Annotated in this window: 18 protein-coding genes, 1 pseudogene and 1 riboswitch; of the genes and pseudogenes, 5 read left to right on the top strand and 14 right to left on the bottom strand. The window is 59.4% G+C overall.

All coding sequences use genetic code 11. From position 1 onward, the window contains the following. Window positions 1-16: 16 nt before the first annotated feature. The 3 genes from F3J24_RS00095 to bla all read right to left on the bottom strand — a co-directional run bounded on the left by F3J24_RS00095 (window position 17) and on the right by bla (window position 2,557). Window positions 17-1,012, bottom strand: coding sequence for a FecR family protein (locus F3J24_RS00095; RefSeq protein WP_167001657.1), 996 nt, complete (start codon window positions 1,010-1,012; stop codon window positions 17-19). After that, window positions 1,009-1,476 carry a sigma-70 family RNA polymerase sigma factor gene (locus F3J24_RS00090; RefSeq protein ID WP_167001655.1) on the bottom strand — a complete coding sequence of 156 codons (468 nt, stop codon included), beginning with the start codon at window positions 1,474-1,476 and terminating at the stop codon, window positions 1,009-1,011. The genes F3J24_RS00095 and F3J24_RS00090 overlap by 4 nt, the downstream gene beginning before the upstream one ends. Window positions 1,477-1,651: 175 nt before the next feature. Then, window positions 1,652-2,557, bottom strand: a complete 906-nt coding sequence (bla, locus tag F3J24_RS00085) for a class A beta-lactamase (protein WP_167001653.1) — start codon at window positions 2,555-2,557, stop codon at window positions 1,652-1,654. Between the two features lie 113 nt (window positions 2,558-2,670). On the opposite strand from bla, the gene F3J24_RS00080 reads away from it, so the two are divergent. Further along, window positions 2,671-3,534: a LysR family transcriptional regulator gene (locus F3J24_RS00080; RefSeq protein ID WP_167001651.1), complete on the top strand. Its 864-nt coding sequence runs from the start codon at window positions 2,671-2,673 to the stop codon at window positions 3,532-3,534. Between the two features lie 139 nt (window positions 3,535-3,673). After that, window positions 3,674-4,390, top strand: coding sequence for a glutathione S-transferase (locus F3J24_RS00075; protein WP_167001649.1), 717 nt, complete (start codon window positions 3,674-3,676; stop codon window positions 4,388-4,390). 118 nt (window positions 4,391-4,508) lie between these two features. Here the strand turns inward: F3J24_RS00075 and F3J24_RS00070 are convergent, their stop codons facing one another. The 6 genes from F3J24_RS00070 to F3J24_RS00045 all read right to left on the bottom strand — a co-directional run bounded on the left by F3J24_RS00070 (window position 4,509) and on the right by F3J24_RS00045 (window position 10,196). Beyond that, window positions 4,509-5,009 (bottom strand): disulfide bond formation protein B, encoded by a 501-nt coding sequence (locus tag F3J24_RS00070; RefSeq protein ID WP_167001647.1) that lies wholly within the window; start codon window positions 5,007-5,009, stop codon window positions 4,509-4,511. Between the two features lie 161 nt (window positions 5,010-5,170). Continuing rightward, complete coding sequence (locus F3J24_RS00065) at window positions 5,171-6,298, bottom strand: sulfate/molybdate ABC transporter ATP-binding protein (protein WP_167001645.1); 1,128 nt, start codon at window positions 6,296-6,298, stop codon at window positions 5,171-5,173. Between the two features lie 29 nt (window positions 6,299-6,327). Further along, window positions 6,328-7,368 carry a sulfate ABC transporter permease subunit CysW gene (cysW, locus tag F3J24_RS00060; protein WP_167001643.1) on the bottom strand — a complete coding sequence of 347 codons (1,041 nt, stop codon included), beginning with the start codon at window positions 7,366-7,368 and terminating at the stop codon, window positions 6,328-6,330. Next, window positions 7,368-8,225 carry a sulfate ABC transporter permease subunit CysT gene (gene cysT, locus F3J24_RS00055; RefSeq protein ID WP_003055648.1) on the bottom strand — a complete coding sequence of 286 codons (858 nt, stop codon included), beginning with the start codon at window positions 8,223-8,225 and terminating at the stop codon, window positions 7,368-7,370. Before cysT ends, cysW begins: the two co-directional genes overlap by 1 nt. A gap of 154 nt (window positions 8,226-8,379) precedes the next feature. Then, window positions 8,380-9,381, bottom strand: coding sequence for a sulfate ABC transporter substrate-binding protein (locus tag F3J24_RS00050; protein WP_003079689.1), 1,002 nt, complete (start codon window positions 9,379-9,381; stop codon window positions 8,380-8,382). 218 nt (window positions 9,382-9,599) lie between these two features. Beyond that, window positions 9,600-10,196 carry an alpha/beta hydrolase gene (locus F3J24_RS00045; protein WP_167001640.1) on the bottom strand — a complete coding sequence of 199 codons (597 nt, stop codon included), beginning with the start codon at window positions 10,194-10,196 and terminating at the stop codon, window positions 9,600-9,602. 772 nt (window positions 10,197-10,968) lie between these two features. On the opposite strand from F3J24_RS00045, the gene F3J24_RS00040 reads away from it, so the two are divergent. The 3 genes from F3J24_RS00040 to F3J24_RS00030 all read left to right on the top strand — a co-directional run bounded on the left by F3J24_RS00040 (window position 10,969) and on the right by F3J24_RS00030 (window position 12,914). Beyond that, a complete protein-coding gene (locus tag F3J24_RS00040; RefSeq protein ID WP_167001638.1) occupies window positions 10,969-11,544 on the top strand; it encodes a DUF3455 domain-containing protein in 576 nt (191 codons plus the stop codon). Window positions 11,545-11,610: 66 nt separating this feature from the next. Next, a complete protein-coding gene (locus F3J24_RS00035; RefSeq protein ID WP_167001636.1) occupies window positions 11,611-12,189 on the top strand; it encodes a sigma-70 family RNA polymerase sigma factor in 579 nt (192 codons plus the stop codon). Next, window positions 12,186-12,914, top strand: a complete 729-nt coding sequence (locus tag F3J24_RS00030; protein ID WP_167001634.1) for an anti-sigma factor domain-containing protein — start codon at window positions 12,186-12,188, stop codon at window positions 12,912-12,914. Before F3J24_RS00035 ends, F3J24_RS00030 begins: the two co-directional genes overlap by 4 nt. A gap of 236 nt (window positions 12,915-13,150) precedes the next feature. Here the strand turns inward: F3J24_RS00030 and F3J24_RS00025 are convergent, their stop codons facing one another. The 5 genes and pseudogenes from F3J24_RS00025 to F3J24_RS00005 form a co-directional block, all read right to left on the bottom strand. Further along, entirely contained in the window at window positions 13,151-13,447 is a 297-nt protein-coding gene (locus F3J24_RS00025) for a hypothetical protein (protein ID WP_167001632.1), read from the bottom strand. Between the two features lie 61 nt (window positions 13,448-13,508). Continuing rightward, window positions 13,509-13,751 (bottom strand): annotated as a pseudogene (locus F3J24_RS00020) (molybdopterin-dependent oxidoreductase); the annotation flags it as partial. A gap of 624 nt (window positions 13,752-14,375) precedes the next feature. Beyond that, the gene (locus F3J24_RS00015; protein WP_167001630.1) at window positions 14,376-16,541 is read right to left on the bottom strand and encodes a TonB-dependent siderophore receptor; all 2,166 of its coding nucleotides are present in this window, start codon (window positions 16,539-16,541) and stop codon (window positions 14,376-14,378) included. A 299-nt stretch (window positions 16,542-16,840) separates the two neighbouring features. Beyond that, a riboswitch (cobalamin riboswitch) is annotated at window positions 16,841-17,055 on the bottom strand. Between the two features lie 391 nt (window positions 17,056-17,446). Next, window positions 17,447-17,947 carry a GNAT family N-acetyltransferase gene (locus tag F3J24_RS00010; RefSeq protein ID WP_167001628.1) on the bottom strand — a complete coding sequence of 167 codons (501 nt, stop codon included), beginning with the start codon at window positions 17,945-17,947 and terminating at the stop codon, window positions 17,447-17,449. 263 nt (window positions 17,948-18,210) lie between these two features. Next, window positions 18,211-18,684, bottom strand: a complete 474-nt coding sequence (locus tag F3J24_RS00005) for a type II CAAX prenyl endopeptidase Rce1 family protein (protein ID WP_167001626.1) — start codon at window positions 18,682-18,684, stop codon at window positions 18,211-18,213. Window positions 18,685-18,995 lie beyond the last annotated feature (311 nt).

Below are 18,995 nucleotides of genomic sequence, written 5' to 3'. Positions count from 1 at the left end.
CCGGACAGGCCTGCCGTCAGCGCCGGTGGATGGCGACTCTGCCATCGGGCAGCGACTGCACCCGCACGGGTAGGGAGCGCGGCAGGCTGGCGATGAAGATTGCAGGCTCGCGCAGCTTGAAGCTGCCGGTCAATCGCAGCGCTTGCAGAGAAGCTGCATCGTCCAGCACCATCGGCTGGGTCAGGTAGTCATTCCAGCGCGCCACGACCTCGGGCAGTGGCGTGTGGTCAAACACCAGCCAGCCTTCGCGCCAAGCGCCCACATCCGCCGCGTTCAGTGAGTAAGGGGCAAGCTGGCCGCCTGCATCCAAGCGCAGGCCCTGGCCTGCGGTCAGGAGCGCGTCCGGGGGCCGATCGGCCATGCCGCCCTGCTTCCACACTGCCACACGTCCCTGCGCAACGCTGACCTGCAGGCCGGCAGGCCGCAGCGCCACGGAGAAAACCGTGCCCAGCACACGCACGCGGCCCAGGGCCGTGTGCACCTCGAGGGGACGCACTGCGTCATGGGCTACGTTGAGCCGGATTTCGCCCTGCTGCAGATGAACCTCGCGACGCTGGCGATACAGCAGCACCGATGCGTCGGTACCTGGAGCCAGATCAAGCTGGCTGCCGTCGGGAAGATGGCGGCTCAGTTGCTGGCCGTGACCTGTATGCAGCGCCATCTGCTCCGTTGGCTGCAGCCAATGCCAGCGGCCAAGCATGCCGGCCAGGCCCGCCACACCAGCCACCCCCAGCACGGACAGCGCACGCCGGCGGGTCTGCTGCACACGTGCCGAATGAGTCGCGGGCAAGGGCATCTCGCCCTGCAAGGCACTGCCCTGTGTCGCAGCCCAGCCTGCCATGGCTGCCTGCGCCGCCTGTTCGTTCGCAGGTTCCCTGGCACGCCAGCGCGCCAGCGCCTCTGTTGCAGCCTTCGCCACATCAGGACTTGCGCCATGCTGGCGCGCAATCAGCAACAAGGCGTGCTCCAGCCGCTTGCGATCCGGCTTGCCGAAGAAAGCGTCGACACTCATGAGGTCAGCCCCATGCAATCGCACACTGCGCGCACCACATGCTTTTCGATGGCAGCTTCGCTGATATTCATATGTGCTGCGGCCTCGGCATGGCTGAAGCCATAGATGCGCACCAGCACAAACACCTCACGGCGCTTGCGCGGCATGGCCTGCAAACGGCGAGACAGCAAGACCAGTTGCTGTCGCCCTTGCACCTGACGCTCGGGCGAGGGAGCTTCGTCTGCAGCCACCACGGCCAGGGTCTGCAGCATGCGGGCTTCGGCAGTGCGGCGGCGCGCATCGTCGATCACGATGTTCTTGCCGGTGCGAAACAGCAGTGCCCGCAAGTCCCGTATTGCAAGATCTTGCGACTGCATGGCAAATACGCGCGCATAGCTTTCCTGCACCACATCCGCGGCCGCATCCCGGCTATTGAGCGAGCGAGCAAAGAAACTGACGAGTTCTGCGTAATAGTGCGCAACCACGGGTACACCTCGACCTCTTGCGAGGCATGCCGCCCAGGCTTTGGAATCGGCGGCAAAGCATGCAGCGACGGAGCGGGAAAGCGCAGACTCTATCAGAAAATGAGAATCAATCTCATCGAATGGCAAATCTCAATGCCTCGTCGCATCAGTGCAGAGCCTGCGGCTCCATCGCTGATCAGATCGCGTAATACCAGCGCTTGATCGCTTCGCCAGCCTTGGCCAGCACGGCCTCACGCCCCGCCCCATCGAGTGGGCTGCCGGTCAGATAGGCCGTCACCAATAGCGGCGCAGATTGCGCGGTAGGCCAGACGATGAGCGTGTCGCAGGCCGTGCCCCTCTCGCCGCTGCCCGTCTTGCCGCCCACCTTCCAGTCGCTGGGCATGCCGGCGCGCACACGCTTGTCCCCGGTACGGCTGTCCGCCAGCCATTGCTGCAGCAGTGCGCGGGCATAGCCTTCCAGCACATCGCCCAGCAGCAGCTTCTGCAGACTGTGCACCATGGCCTGCGGCGTGGTGGTGTCGCGTTCATCCCCGGGCAGCGCAGTGTTCAGCGAAGGTTCGTTGCGGTCCAGCCTGGTGGTGCCGTCACCCAGTTCGCGCAGCCATTGCGTCAGCGCTGCCGGCCCGCCGCTGGCTTCCAGCATCACATTGGCTGCCGTGTTGTCGCTGACAACCACCATCGCTTCGCACAGCTCCTGCACCGTCATACCTCCATTGGCTCCTGCCCATTTTTCGGATATCGGCGACCATGCCACGACCTCGGCTGGAGAGTAATAGAGCTTGCGCCACAGACGAATCTCGTCTCTTTGCGACAGATAGAGCACGCGGGCGGCCAGCAAGGTCTTGAAGGTGCTGCACATGGGAAAGCGCTCGTCGCCGCGCCAGCCCGCCTCGGCACCGCTGACGGTATCCAGCACATGCAGGCCAAGCCGGCCCTGAGACTGAATTTCCAGCGCCGCCAGCTCGTCACTCAATGTTTTCGCCGCAGCAGCTTGCTGCTTGGAGATAAAAGCACAGCCGCTCAGTCCCCAGGCCCCCAGACCCAAGGCCAGTCCTGTTGTCAGCATGCTGCGTCGTTGCATAAGATCCTCTTGTAGTTAACTGTGATGGTTTGAAGCATATAGCGCTGTATTCAGGTGAACCAGCAGTAATAATTGACGCCATCCATTAGAAAAACTTTTACCTCCATCGTCCCATGCAGCTTCCACTGAACGCCTTGCGCATGTTTGATGCGGCCGCCCGTCATTTGAGCCTGACCCGCGCCGCACAGGAGCTGCATGTGACGCAGGCGGCCGTCAGCCAGCACATCCGCAATCTCGAGGAACGCCTGGGCAAGCCGCTGTTTCGCCGCCTGCCTCGCGGTCTGGCCCTGACCGACGAAGGCCAGGCCTTGTGGCCTGTGGTGGCGCAAAGCTTTGAGCGCATAGAACAATCGTTGCAGCAGGTGGCGGAGCCGCGGCCACGCGAAATCCTGAGTGTGGGCGTGGTCGGCACTTTTGCCATCGGCTGGCTGATTCCCAGGCTGAGCCATTTTCAGCAGTTGCATCCCTATATAGACCTCAGGCTGCTGACCAATAACAATCGCGTGGATCTGGCTGGCGAAGGACTGGACGCCGCCGTGCGATTTGGCGACGGTGCCTGGCATGGCACGCACGCGCAGATGCTGCTGCGCGCTCCGCTCTCTCCCATGTGCACTCCCATGCTGGCACAGCAGCTGCGCGAGCCTGCCGACCTGGCCCGGCAAACCCTGCTGCGTTCCTATCGCACCCAGGAATGGGAAGGCTGGTTTGCCGGCCTGGACCAGACTGCCCCGCTGGCACGCGGAGCCATGTTCGACTCCTCCCTGACGCTGGCCGAGGCCGCCGCCCAGGGTGCAGGCATTGCCTTGCTGCCCGCGCGCATGTTCGAGCACATGCTGCAGCAAGGCCGGCTGGTGCGCCCTTTTGCCCACGAGGTCGATACCGGCGCCTACTGGCTGACCTATCTCAAGTCACGCCAAGCCAGCTCCGCCTTGCAGACCTTCAGACACTGGCTGATGACCCAGCTGCAAACCGACTGAAACCAGCGGTCTTCAATGGCTTGAGCCTTTTCACACCAGGCGTTTGAAGCTATCAATCCATGAGTCCTCCGCAGCCGCCAAGCCGCACAGGTCTGCATGGCTTCAGGGCAACGGGTAAAGTACACGCCCAGCAAGCGCCATGGCGCTTTGGTTTTACTCATTTCATCAGACACCTGCCTTGACTGCCGCCTCCACCCTGCCCGTCCTGTACTCCTTCCGCCGCTGCCCCTATGCCATACGCGCCCGCCTGGCGCTGGCCCATGCGGGCCTGGCTTGCGAACTGCGTGAAATCAATCTGCGCAACAAGCCTCAGGCGCTGCTCGATGCATCGCCCAAGGGCACGGTGCCCGTGCTGGTGCTGCAGGATGGAAAAGTCATCGATCAGAGCCTGGAGGTGATGCTGCATGCGCTGCGCGGCAACGACCCCGACGGCTGGCTGCAACCCACGCATGGCAGCCTGGAAGACATGCTGGCCCTGATCGAGCGCAATGACGGCTTCTTCAAACAGGCTCTTGACCGCTGCAAATACCCCGAGCGCCACGATGCCGAGGCCGTGAACCAGGCCCAGGCCGATGCGCTGACCTGGCTGTCGGCCCTGAACGATCAGCTCGAGGAGACCGGCTATCTGTTCGGTCTGAACCCCAGCCTGGCCGATATGGCACTACGCCCCTTTGTAAGGCAATACGCACGCATCGACGAAGCGCAGTGGAACGAGCAGCCCTGGCCTCATCTGCAGCACTGGCTGCAGCGCTGGATTGACTCGGCCCTGTTTGCCGAAGTCATGGAAACTTATCCGGGCTGGGTTCCGGGCAGCAAGGGGCCGACCTTTGTGGGCGAGAGCGTGGAAAGCCTCTGATGCAGCAGCCATGGCTGCGAACGCTTGAATGACAGCGCTGGCAAGCGTTTGACCAGCATCAAAAAAACCCGGCAGCTTGCGCTTGCCGGGTTTTTTATCGCATTGCTGTCAACAAGATTCAGCGCTTGGCGCCCTTGAACAGCAGCACCGCCAAAATCACGAAAAACGCTACAAAGCAGACAAACGACCAGTTGGCAATGGAGCCGCCCAGCAAAGTCCAGTCAATGGCGGCGCAGTCGCCCGAGCCCTGGAAGATCATGGGAATGGAGCGGCTGAAGGAGTAGTGCTCGATCATTCCGTAGAAGTCACGGCCGCAGGTCGCAAACTCTGGTGGATACCACTGCAGCCAGCTCTGGCGTGCTGCCACGAACGCACCAAAACCACTGCTCAACAGGGCCAGAATGCCAAAACTCATCCACCAGCCTTTTTGGCCTCTAACGCTTGCCAGACCTGTGAAGATAGCTACCACAATCAGTGCATATCGCTGCACGATGCACATGGGGCAAGGCTCCAGGCCCACCACATGCTGCAGGTAAAGGCCAAACGCCAGCATGGCAACACAGGCGACGCTGATCAGCGCCAAGATGCGCCGTGGCGCGGTTTCAAACCATTGAAGCATCATTATCTTTCTGCGAAATATCTAAATCATGCCAGCACCAAGGATAACGCCCTCTGATGCCTGCATGACTCCTTCGCAGAAGACTGCAAGCCAGAGCCGCCTCGCGGCGACTCTGTCATCCCCCTAAGAGAGGGGGAAGGCGCATAGCGCCTCAGGGGGTGTCAAATCCCGGCCGCCTCATCCAGGAACACCTTGGCCCGGCGCGGTGTCACCACCAGGGTTTCACCTTCGCGCAGACCCATGTCCTTGAACTGCTGTGCGGGAATCTGGGCTTCGATCAACCCGTCCTCACCGGCATGGCTGGCGTTTGGTGTGGTCTCGGAGGGAATAAGTTCCAGCCTTGCGATGGGGCCGACCACAATGGCGCGCGAAAGCTGGGCCACGATGCCTGTCGGACGGCCCTGGGCGTCGAGATTCTGGCCCGGGGAATAGCGCTCCACTTCCAGATCATGGGGTCGCACATAGGCAAAAGCCTGGCTGTCCTGGGCACCGCGCGCATCGCTGCTGTCAAGCTGCATGCCTTCGTCCAGATAAACCCGGCCGTCGCTGGCGCGGCCCTTGAACAGGTTCACATCACCCAGGAAGCCATAGACAAACGGGGTGGCCGGGTCGTCCCAGACCTGCTGGGGCGTACCTTCCTGTTCGATCTTGCCCTGGTTGATGACCACCACGCGGTCCGCCACTTCCAGGGCCTCTTCCTGGTCGTGGGTCACGAAGATGGAGGTCACATGCAGCTCATCGTGCAACTGGCGCAGCCAGCGACGCAGCTCCTTGCGCACCTTGGCATCCAGCGCACCAAAGGGCTCGTCAAGCAGCAGCACCTTGGGCTCGACGGCCAGGGCGCGGGCCAGCGCGATACGCTGACGCTGGCCACCCGAGAGCTGCGACGGGTAGCGCTCGGCAATCCAGTCCAGCTGCACCAGCTTGAGCAGCTTCATGACCTTTTCCTTGATGACTGCCTCGCTGGGACGCTCCTTGCGCGGCTTGACACGCAGGCCGAAGGCCACGTTCTCGAACACGGTCATGTGGCGGAACAGCGCATAGTGCTGGAACACAAAGCCCACGTTGCGATCACGCACATGCACATCGGTGGTGTCTTCGCCGCTGAAGTGGATGCTGCCCACATCGGCCGTCTCCAGACCCGCGATGATGCGCAGCAGCGTGGTCTTGCCGCAGCCCGAGGGGCCGAGCAAGGCGATCAGCTCGCCCGACTTGATATCCAGACTCACATCGCGCAGGGCCTGAAAATCGCCGAACTGCTTGCTGACATTACGAATTTCGATACTCATGATGAATCTCTTGTTCTGATCCGGGCAGCTCAGGCTGCCTTGGCGGTTTTGTTCGTTGCGAGGCTTATCTGGCCTGGGCGCTCGGGGGGGGCTTCGGCTGCGGCCTTGGCCTGCTGCTCGGCACGCCACTCAGCGAGAGACTTGATCACCAGCGTCACCAGCGCCAGCAGCGCCAGCAGCGATGCCACGGCAAAGGCGGCAGCCGCCTGGTAGTCGGCATACAGCACTTCCACATGCAAGGGCATGGTGTTGGTCTGGCCGCGGATATGGCCGGAGACCACGGACACGGCGCCGAACTCGCCCATGGCACGGGCATTGCACAGAATCACGCCATAGACCAGACCCCATTTGATATTGGGCAAGGTGACATTCCAGAAGGTCTGCCAACCCGAGGCTCCGAGCACGATGGCAGCCTGCTCCTCATCGCTGCCCTGAGCCTGCATCAGCGGGATCAGTTCGCGGGCGATGAACGGGAAGGTCACGAACACGGTGGCCAGCACAATGCCTGGCACGGCAAAGATGATCTGGATCTCATGCTTGGCCAGCCAGGGGCCCAGCCAGCCATTGGCACCAAACACCAGCACATACATCAGACCCGCGACCACGGGCGAGATGGAAAACGGCAGATCGATCAAGGTCGTCAAAAAGGCCTTGCCTTTGAACTCGTACTTGGCAATACACCATGCGGCAGCCACACCGAAGACCAGATTCAAAGGCACGGCAATCAGCGCCGTGATCAGCGTGAGCTTGATGGACGAGATCGCATCGGGCTCGCCCAGCGAGGTGATGTAGACATCCCAGCCCTTGCGCAGCGCCTCGCCAAAAACGGACAGCAGAGGCAGGATCAGGAAGACCAGCATGAACAGCAGAGCCACCGTGGTCAGAACCCAGCGCACCCAGCGCGGCTCGGTGGTGGTCATCTTCTCCAGCTTGGCGGTCTTGGGCGGTGCCGTGATCTTGTACAGCGCGACCAGCACCACCAGAGCAATGGCGACGATGGTGATGAGGTGTGCCCAGATGGGCAGCATATTGGGGAACAGCACCTGAATGGCTGCGTGAATCGAAGACATCAGCGGCCTCCCTGCGCCTTGCGCTGCCATGCCTGCAGTGCGTTGATCAGCAGCAGCAATACAAAAGAGATCAGCAGCATCACCACGGCCACCGCCGTGGCACCCGCCACATCGTGTTGATCCAGCTTGGCCATGATGATCAGCGGAGTGATTTCCGAAACCATGGGAATGTTGCCGGCAATGAAGATCACCGAGCCATACTCACCCACAGCGCGCGCAAAAGCCATGGCGAAGCCGGTCAGCAGCGCCGGGCCGATATGCGGCAGGATGACTTTGTAGAAGATCTGCCAGCGCGAGGCACCCAGACTGGTTGCAGCCTCTTCCAGCTCCTTCTCGAAGTCTTCCAGCACCGGCTGCACGGTACGCACCACAAAAGGCAGGCCGATGAAAATCAGTGCAATGGCGATGCCCTTGGGGTTGTAGGCCATCTGAATGCCCAGCGACTCGAAGTACTGTCCGATCCAGCCATTGCCCGCATACAGCGCCGATAGCGAGATACCGGCCACGGCCGTAGGCAGCGCGAATGGCAGATCGACCAGCGCATCCACCACCTTCTTGCCGGGGAACTGGTAGCGCACCAGCACCCAGGCGATCAGCATGCCGAACACCACGTTCACGCAGGCCGCGATAAAAGACATGGTGAAGGACAGCTCGTATGAGGCGACCACGGCGGGTGCCGAAACCGCAGACCAGAACTGCTCCCAGGTCAGAGAAAAGCTGGTGAACAGCAAGGCCACCAGCGGGATGAGCACGATGATGCTCAGATAGAAAATGGTGTAGCCCAGCGTCAGCCCGAAACCGGGCAACACTCGCTTGGCACTACGCGCCTTGCGGGGGGCTAGAGCAGCAGAGGACATATTCAAGGACGGAACGGGGAGAGGATTTCACTGAAGGTCAATCAAGCACGGCCCGGCTCGAAAACATCAAGCAAGGGCCGTCCCGCAGCGAGGATGTTGCCCCTCCCGCGCAGCGGGAGAGGAGGAAACCGCAAAGCGGTTCAGGGGGAACAGGTTACTTACCGGGCGTATACAGCTTGTCGAACTGACCGCCATCGTTGAAGTGCACCTTCTGCGCTTCGGTCAGAGAGCCGAAATACTTGGCCACAGTGAACTGCTTGATGGGCTTGAACTGGTCGGCGTGCTTCTTGAGCACCGCTTCGGAGCGAGGGCGGATCGCATGCTTGGCGGCGATTTCCTGGGCCTCGTCGGAGTACAGCCATTGCAGATAGTCGGTGGCCAGCTGGGTCGTGCCCTTCTTGGCGACGGTACGCTCGACCACGGCCACAGGGTTCTCGGCCACGATGCTCACCGAGGGGTAGACCGCATCGACCTTGCCCTGGCCGAATTCACGATCCACGGACACGACTTCGGATTCGAAAGTGATCAGCACATCGCCGATATTGCGCTGCAAGAAGATGCTGGTCGCATCGCGGCCGCCCTTGCCCAGCACGGGCACATTCTTGTAGAGCTTCTGCACAAATTCGGCCGCTTGCGCATCGGTACCGCCCTTTTCACGCACCGAACCCCAGGCTGCCAGATAGGCATAGCGGCCGTTGCCGCCAGTCTTGGGGTTGACCACCACGACCTTCACGTCGGGACGCACCAGATCGGACCAGTCCTTGATGTTCTTGGGATTGCCGTTGCGCACCAGGAACAGCATGGTCGATGTTGTGGGCGATGCATCGTGAGGGAACTTCTTGTTCCAGTCCTTGGCGACCACGCCATTCTGGGCCAGGAAATCCACATCGGTGGTCGTGTTGAAGGTCACCACATCGGCAGCCAGACCGTCGTTGACGGCACGCGCCTGAGCACTGGAGCCGCCATGAGACTGATCCACCTTGATGTCCACGCCCTTGGTCTTCTTGTAATGGGCGATGAAGGCAGCGTTGTAATCCTTGTAGAACTCGCGCGCCACGTCATAGGAGACATTGAGCAGCTGAGTTTGTGCCGAGGCAGCGCCTGCTGCTGCCAGTGCGATGGATGCCAACAATGTCTTGAGCTTCACGGAATGCATGGTTCGCTGCCTTTTCTTGAGCAATGTGTATAGATGTATACATTGTGCGAACGACTCCTTAAAACTCAAAAGAATATATTTTTCTTTGTTTTTCCGAAAATCCATATAAAGAATGCAACAGCGCTCAAAGCTTAAGCAAAAATAGCCGCAAACGCTTTACTAGAAAGCGCATGCAGCTATCAAAAATGATAAACAGAAAGCGCTTGCAGCCTATTGCATCAGGCCGCAAGTGCAGTTGCCAGCACAGGCCGTAGCGCTGAAGCAGGGGTCTGCGCGTTCCAGCCCCCCTGCTCTGTCAGCGACTGCAGCAGCGCCAGACCCAGCGGCCAGGCGCCAAAGCCCGATTCGATATTGATATGCCCGGCGTTCTGCAAGCGAACCAGCTCGCTGCCCCAGGCCCTGGCATAGGCGCCCGCGCGGCGAATGGGGCAGAACGGATCATTGCTGCTGGCCACCAGCACACTGCGATAGGGCAGCGGCGCATAAGGCACGGGAGCGAAGTCCGCCAATTGGGCACGACGTTCAGGATCGGCCGGCGCCACCAGCAAGGCGCCATGCACGCGCGCTGCAGCAGCCTCGCCCAGATGTGCGGTCGTGATGCAGCCCAGGCTGTGGGCCACGATAACGGCAGGACGCTCATCCGAGAGCAAGACTCTTTCCAGCTCCGCCACCCAGGCATCGCGGTGCGGTACCAGCCAGTCCTGCTGCTGTACACGAACGGCGCCCTCCAGTTGCTCTGCCCACAGGCTTTGCCAATGGCCGGGACCGGAGTTGCGCCAGCCTGGCACGATCACGATGCGAAACGGGGATGTCATGCTGCCTCCTGTAATCTCGGAGCGCCAGCCAGGCCAGAGGAAAAAGCCCGGCGCGCTCCTGATCTGATAACAAGGCAGCCATTGTGGGCAGGGCCTGCCCAAATCCCAACGAATGTTTTGTTGTTATCTTATGAGCATATGCTTAGTCAGACTGCGCCTGTCCAAAGCACATCAAGCTGCTCACTGACACTGCCTTCTCCGATACTGGTGATTTTTGCCAGTCCACTGGTTAGGTGCACTTGCCTTCACCTCAGCACTCCTTAAATTAGCTCGATTCCGTGGAGTGCCGCTGCGCTAGTGAATACAACTGCTGCACACCTTCTATTGCAGAGTGGGACAAGCGTTGAACGGGCCGTGCCATCCCTCTCTCGCCAACGGGGTGATCTGCAGCCCAGCGGCGCGAGCGTGCTGAGCGCGCCACACAAGAATCACTGCAGCTGATTCGATGGGGTCGGATACAGCTCACATGCTTGATGAGTCTTTGCGCTTCACGCAGGGAGCCCGGAAGCCTGATCATTCAGGAAATGTGAAGAAACGTCATTAATACAGAGCGCAACCTGATATTTCTGAGCAATTCTTGAACATCATGGCCTAAGCGCTCGACTTGCAAACTGCCCGAAAAATTCGCCTCAGCCATATTAGGGCCCCGGCAACTGAAAAAATTTTCGCATTCGGCGCATCCAAACGTCGGTCTCGCGGGTAGTAGCTGTAGCAACACAAGCAATGTGCTGCCTTGGTGAATCCTTCCAACCGATCTAATTGGAGAATCTCAATGTCGACCACTCGCTTCGCATACCGTCTCACCGCTATTGCTACCATTGCCTCCACCGCAGCCCTGCTCGCTGCCTGCGGCTCGATGAAATCTCCGGCCAGCACCTTCTCCCAGGCCTCGCTGCCGGCGCCTATTCAGGTTCCATCCGGTCACAAGGTCGCTTGGGAAACGGTAGGCAATGGCGACATCACCTACGAATGCCGGGACAAAGCCAATGCACCTGGTCAAACCGAATGGGTCTTTGTCGGCCCCGATGCGGTGTTGAAAGACCGCGCCGGCAAAACTGTGGGCCGCTACTACGGCCCTCCTGCAACCTGGGAAGCGAACGACGGCTCCAAGCTCACCGCCACCCAGCTAGCCGTCGCGCCATCTGGTGCCGGCAACCTACCATACCAATTGGTGAAGGCCAACCCAGCCATGGGTAGCGGCGCACTGGTAGACGTTAGCTACATCCAGCGCGTCGCACTCCAAGGGGGCACCGCTCCTACCGACAAGCCTTGCACCACAGCCACAAAGGGGCAAAAGACCATGGTCAAATACCAGGCCGATTACATCTTCTGGAAACCCACGATGTAAGGCTTTGCAGCGGCATGACTAGAATGATCGAAGGAGCCATCTCTATTTCCTTCTAAGCTTTTATTTGTGCCGCCTGCCGCCGCCCTCCAAGACGACGCTTTCGACCACACCGTTGCGCTGCAGGCCTGTGCGCAAGGTGATCGCGAAGCCCTGCGCGGCATCTATGAACATGAAGCACGCTACCTGCTGGGCGTAGCTCTCAGAATAGTTCGTGACCGCGCTGCGGCAGAGGATGTGCTTCACGACGCTTTTGTGTCCATCTGGGAGCGTGCATCAAGTTTTGACGCCAGCCGTGGGCCTGCCCGTGGATGGGTCTACAGCATAGTCAGGCATGCGGCCCTGAATCGTGTACGCGATGGCGCGCGCGAAACCGTGCTTGATGAACCTGCTACAGCGCAACTGGATGCACAGGCAGCTTTAGAGGTCTGGCAGGAAAGCGGCGATGAGCTTGCAAGGCAGGCGTCGCTTGGCCGTCTTGGGCATTGCCTTGACGGTTTGGAGCCAGCGCGCCGTGCCTGTTTGTTGCACGCCTATGTGGACGGCTGCAGCCACAGCGAGATTGCCGAGCGGTTGCAAGCGCCTCTGGGCACGGTCAAGGCCTGGATTCAGCGCGGACTGCGCGCACTGCGGGAATGCATGCAATGAGCAGCGAAACCCAACAGCAAACACCTCCAGATGACCTGCATACACAGGCCGGAGAGTATGTACTGGGCACACTCGATGCTGGTCAGCGTCGCACCATTGAAGCGCGCCTGCCGCACGAGTCCGCCCTTCGTGCAGCCGTGGACGAATGGGAGCAGCGCCTGTTGCCACTGACCTCGCTCGCCGAGCCAGTCGATCCTGGGGCGAGCCTATGGCAACGCATCGCCACAAGTATCACGCCGGTAAAGCGCACTCCCACTGAGCCGACCAGAATACGCTGGTGGCAATGGGACAGCCTCGCTCTGTGGCGTGGGTTGACGGGTACGGGTTTCGCCGCTGCTGCGGTACTGGCGACCGTCCTTGTGGCGCGCGAGGCCTCGCCCCCTGCTGCGCCACGCTACTTTGTGGTGCTCGCGGCACCTCAGAGCCAGTCTCCTGGCTGGCTAGTGCAAGCCCAGGTCGAGGGCAGACTCCGTCTGGTGCCACTAGGTACCGACAATATTCCTGCTGAGAAGTCCCTGCAATTCTGGACCAAGGCCGACGGCTGGAGCGCTCCAGTATCGCTTGGTCTGGTAAAGCCAGGCGAGGCCATAGAGGTTCCGGTCGACAAGCTCCCTCCCCTGCAGCCCAACCAGTTGTTCGAGCTGACGCTGGAACCCTATGGCGGCTCACCGATTGGGCGCCCCACAGGCCCTATCCAGTTCATCGGTCGAGCCGTCCAGATCTAAGATTTCGTTGGAGGGGAGCTTGAGGCGTTCCACCGCCCTGAGCTTTGCCAGGAATAGGCACCGCCGCTATGGAATTGACACGAGGCGCGAAGCCTAACGAAGTACGAAGGGCTTCCGGCGGCATTACGGCTTGGCGAGCCTGGTGCCCATTACATCCGAATCAAGTACGGCCCAAAAGGCAGCTGGCGAACCGGGAGTGACAATCTGCAGGGAACGCCTTGCCACTCCACGGCTGATTATTTGCTCATGCCGTCCTTGGACATTGAGTCTTTCGACATCGCATCCTTAGACATCTTGCCCTTGCCCATGTGATCCTTTGAAGATTTGTCTCCCTTGGTCATTGCGCCCTTGCCCATTTCTTTGTCCATGCTCATGGCGTCTTTGTGCTTGGAGTCCTTCCCCATGGCAGGCTTTTCCATTGCCATGTGATCCTTGCCCATGGAATCCTTGGTCATCGCATCGGCTGCAAATGCCGAGGCGGCGCTCAGTGCCAGACACATGGAGAGCGCGGTGGTAGTGAATGCGTGTTTCATGATGGTGCTTTACGCGGCGTGAGCCGCAGGGGAACAGGTGAAATAGGACATAGGTGTTGCGTCAGCTGCCGCCGAACCAGTTGTAGCCCTGATCTTCCCAGTAGCCTCGGTTGAAGGTGTTGCTCAAGAAGATGGCCTTTATGTGCTTCGGATTCTTGTAGCCAAGCTTGGTAGGCATTCGCAACTTCATGGGGAAGCCGTACTTGGGCGGCAATGGTTGGCCATCCCAGTCGAGTGCCAGCAGCGTCTGAGGATGCAGCGCCGTCGCCATGTCGATACTGGTGTAGTAGTCGTCGGCGCATTGGGCATGCGGAGTCGATTCATGGAGGTGCATGCCGCCTCAAAATTCCCGCCATGTCATTGATTTAGAAGACACATTTGCTTCAAGAGGTCGCAGGCAGTTTCAGGAAGGCGCACGTTTTGTGTGGGGGAAATTGTGGGGGATTTTTTTCCATTCCACTGAATCGTACTTACTACCGATGCTTCCCTTTGACCCTGCAGGAAGCCATGTCAACACTTGCTAGATTCGCTAAGAAGCAGACTCGCAGCGTGTCCAGCATGTAGCTGGAGACTTGGCTTCCAAGTTGCATGTCCACAACTTGGAGAGAAAAATGGTTGAACTGACAAGGACGGTTTCTGATTAGACTGCCAGGGCTTGGACCAGAAAGGGAGTTGTCACCCCCGGGATTGGCGATGGCCCTACCCTCAACTACGGCGAGTGCGAATAGCGAATCGACGTTCGAGCTGACGCGGGACCAACACGGACCCGACACAGTGCGATGGGCTTTTATGGCCATTCAGTTAAGCGCGATTACATCCGCAACCCATCAGCTCAAATCCAGATTCGGTTAGGCCAGAACAAAGCCGTTGCAGCTGAAACGATGCCCCCAGACTCCCAAGCGGATCCTCAGAAAGAGCGCTGGTAAGGTCAGAACTTGTACTGCAGTCCAGCGGTAATGCGGCGCGGAGCGCCCGGCATAACCCACATGCGGTTGTAAGCACTGTGGTAATACGTCTTGTTGAAGAGGTTGTCCACGTCCAGAGAAATCCGAAGCTGGCGATCAATGTTCCAGTAGCTGGTCAGCTTGAAGACCGTGTAGGCAGGCAAGTGTACGGTGCTGTCCATGTCCGCATCACGCTTTCCGACATGCGTGAAACCGCCTCCTATACCGACAAGACCGCCCTTGGCCGCCGCCATTTCATGCGTCACAAACGCGCTGACGCTGTTGCGAGCGAACTGGGTAATCAAAGGATCAGCATTGAGGTATGTGTAGCTCATGGCCACGCGCCAGCCCGCTGCAATGCGTCCCGCGACTTCAACTTCCAGCCCGCGGTTGCGCACCTTTCCTGGCAGCTCGACGAGATAGGGCTCGTTCTCCTCGTCCCACGTGGCCATGTGGCGCTTGCGTATATCGAACAGCGCGATGGTTGACCCCCATTGCTGGTCCGCGCTTTGCCATTTGGCGCCGGTCTCATACGCGGTGCCGCGTTCCGGGGGGATAGCGGCGCCAGTGTAGGTGGTCTGCGCCTGGGCACGGAACGTTTTGCCAGCACTCGCATAGAGCGACCACTGTGGCGTGGCCAGCCAAGTCAGGCCGAGTCGCGGGGATGTGGCATTAGGCTGCTGGTACGTCGTCGGTGCTCCGTCCACCGCGCGTTCAGTGATAGCGCCGCGGTAGCGGTCATGTCGCACGCCAGCCAACAGCTTCCACTGCGGAGTCAGGCTGATTTGGTCTTGCACGTAGATCGCCATGGTGCGGTCGCTGACATCACGATTGATGGCGCTGACGTTGAGCGGAGCCGACGGTTGGTTGCCATAGACCGGGTTGTAAATGTCGATCCCGTAGCCATAACGTGTACCACCCGCATGGGTCATCATGGTCTGATCTAGCGTAAAGCGGTTGAACTCGACGCCCGTCAGCAGCGTGTGCTCAAGCGAGCCTGTCTTGAAGCGACCCGTGAGATCCAGCTGCAGTGAGGTGTCTTGCGAGCCGAAATCGCGCGACACCTGACGACGGCAGGCCCAGCCCATGGTCTCCACCGATGAGCCGCAAGCACCGCCAGGAAACGGGAAGGCCTCCGATTCCAGTCCTTTCATCGTGTTGCGCTTGTATTGCAGGCCGGCACGCAGACTCCAATCTGCAGACAATGCATGGTCCAGCAAGAACTGGTGGGTCTGGTTCTGCATGGTGATGTCCCCGTCACTGGGCTCTCCAAAGAACCGCGAGATGGGCACCGCGCCGACCTGGCGATTCACCGTCAGCACGCCCCGATCCAGCGGCGCACGCTGCCGCAGAAATTCGCCGTCGTAGCGCAACTGCGTATCTGGGGTGAGCCTCCAGGTGAACGCTGGGGCAATCATCTCCCGGCGTATCCGCACGAAATTTCGGAAGCTGTCTTGCTCCTCCTTGACTACGTTGAGCCGGTACGCCATGGTGGCGGGCTCGCTAGCGTTGCCGTTGAGCGGTCCCGTCGTGTCCAACGCCATGCGTGTGGAACCATACGTACCGTAATAGGTCTCCAGCGAGTGGGCAGCCTTCCACAAGGGCTGCTTGGTCACCAGGTTCATGGTCCCACCGGGCTCGCTGTTGCCATACAGGGCGCCCATGGTGCCCTTCAGAAATTCGAAACGCTCCACGTTGGCGGTGTCGCGCGGTGCGTTGAAGCCTCGGTTACTCTGCATGCCGTTGCGCAGCAGGCTCATGCCCATGTCCTCATGGCCCACGAAGCCGCGCATGGCCACGTTGTCCCACATGCCACCAAAGTTGTTCTGGCGCGAGACTCCGGCCACGTAATCAAGAACATCATCGAGCCTTTGTGCGCCCAAGTCGTCCACTAGTTGACGGGTGACCACGCGCACAGCCTGGGGCACTTCTTGCAATGGCGTGTCGGTCTTGGTGGCGCCCTCGCTGTCCTGCGCGTGGTATTGGCCAGATTGCTGCCGCCCAACCACTTCGACCGTATCCAGGGTTGGTAACGCCCCCTCTGACTGCGCTATCGCCTTTGTGCTGGGCAAGCAGGCGGCCAGGCAGGCAAGGGCCACGATGGAATGTGATGTGCGCACCGATAGGCGCTTGGCGGTGATGGAGGTCATGCAGGAGTGCAAGAGGGATTGGAAAAGGTGCGACCAGTTGTGGCGCCTTTTGTCACTGTCGCTCGGCATGGGGCGTTGGAGCGTACTGGTGCTACTGCTGATGCAGTGCGCGATCTGCGGCCGCTATGCAGCGGGATGGCGAGCAGGCCTTGGGACAACATGAGGTGTGGCGCGTTCTGGAAACTGCCGGAAAAGTGGGCCGCAGCGAGCAGCAGTCCACGCAACGGCATCCCCGGCCTGTAGCGCATGGCGGGGTATCAGAAGCTGGCTGGCTGTTCACGTTCCGGGCACCCCGCCGGCAATGAAGATGGATGCTAGGCAGGTCTCCTGACTGGCATGTCTTCGCTGGCTCTACACCTTCCCGAACCGAAGTTCAGTGGCCTTTTGAAAGCTCGCTCAATGCCTACAGTTGCGGGGGCAGTTCCATTTCGATGCCGGGTGCACGGGTAGCACAGCCAGCTGGATTCCCTGATGCAGCGGTTCTTGCCACTGCACCTCCTCTCGGAGCCAAAGCGCAGTTAATGTAACCGATGAGCAATCGAGGTGATACAAGGCTCTTCCCTTTTGCGCCGTTGTTTTGTGCTCACCGGGATAACGGAGAAGCCTATGGGGACGGATTCAGCCCAAGCGTGCATCCAAATGGATCGAGCGGCATTGCGGCGTGAGCGCCGAGAACTTTCGAAATCGGACCTCGATGAGCTAAGCGTCCCGCTCACCTAGAGCTTCGATTACCGATCCTGCACCAAAGTACGCAACAGCTGCAAGAATAGTTGCTCTTTTTCTTAACTTCCTGATGAAGTGAAACTCCAAGTCTGCGCAGGGACTCAACTTATGTTGAGTTACCGTTCCTGCCCGCTTTACACATCCACAGTGCAGCCCATATCGGGTCCTTATTTCAACCGACCTTAGCTGGAGCGGATTGCCCACCTTTCGTGGTCGCACCACTTGCCGTCGATGCAAAGATAGCCAGGAGAGAAACCTTCTTTCAAAAAGCCCACGCGTCGCACCAAGGCTATGGATGCATGATTCATCGGTTGAATATTGGCCTCCAGCCTGTGCAGTCCGAGCTCTTCAAATGCATAGGAAACCGTGGCATGCAACGCACTTGTCATCAATCCGCGTCGCTGGAATTTCGACATCCCATAGTAGCTAAGGTACGCACTTTGAAATACTCCGCCTACTATTTCATTGATGTTGACAATGCCAACAACTTCCTTTGAGGTGTATTCCCGAACCACAAGGCCTACATTAGCCCCCGTCAAGCTACGCGAATACCAACTATCAAAGCCAGTTTGTTCGGTGAACGGCGCGACCCATGGGTGATGATATTGGTGGCTTTCTCGGTTGGCTGCTATCAGTTCGTTTGCATCAACACGGCTTACTCGGCAGAGTTCTATGGATTCCATAGGCGGCATCGTATTGAATAAAAATTCAGATTGCCTGGATCGCGCTGAAATCGCGAATTTGACTGCAAATGGTTGCTTCTGCTGGAACTGCTACTGTTGCTGAACGACCCATTGCGGTCGCTCGCGTCTCTGTTCCCAATGTCTGCCGCCGACATAAGCGGTCGTTCCCTGACGCCAGATCCTGTGCGTCACACGCGACAAGGCTGAGTCCCCCGCCAGCGGTCGTTCGCGTCGACCAACAAACGACCCAACACTGACCTTCGTCAGAGGAACTGAAGGCTAAACACCATTGAGTTTGCGGCCGCATGAGTGAGGTATGTGCAAAGGATAGGTCGCCCATTCCTTTTCGTCTCTATGACGAAGATGGCAGAAAGCACTATGGCTCCAAGCAAGATAGTGACGGCAAAACGGCCTGTGTAGCCATGCGATACAGTGAATACGATCACTGATGCCAGTCCAGCAATCCACCATGGTGATCTAAATAACCGGCGGACCATCTGAATTGGCAGCCATTGCCCTGCAAGGGTCTCAATGAATGGCATCACCACAACCCCGCCAATCAACTGAATGCCAAGAGAATACTTGGCCATTGAATTTGCAGCAGACGGCACTGGCCCTATGGCCCAAACCGTAAAAAGGACCCAGAGCATCTGCCCGAAAAACATGATGCCCGCCCCGCCAAGAATCAGCATCCATCGCGGAGCATTTAACAGGCGAATCGGTATTTCGTGACTCATCTACCAGTTAGTTGAGTAGCAATAAAGCAGTTGTAGCACATGAGTTTCCTTAACCGACAGACTGCTTCTGGCCGAAGCCGGGCCTAGCTACTTGTGAGCGCAGCACCGCAAAGCTGACCGTCGGGGCTGCTCCTTGAGCGTCCGGTTCAGGACAGGCAGTCAACGGGTGCGGGGCGTCATCAGTCGGCCAGAAGCGGAAGCTCATGCGAAGGAGAGCTACCATGACGCAAAGGGAGAGTGCCATGCTCATCAATTTGCTGGATGCCCAACCACTTGGGCATTGGGACATAAGTGAACGCATAAGTCAGTTT

It is taken from the genome of Comamonas sp. Tr-654, assembly GCF_011752915.1.
GTDB lineage: Bacteria > Pseudomonadota > Gammaproteobacteria > Burkholderiales > Burkholderiaceae_C > Comamonas.
Note: the sequence above shows the minus strand (reverse complement) of the source record. Positions and strands in the feature narration are given on the sequence as shown.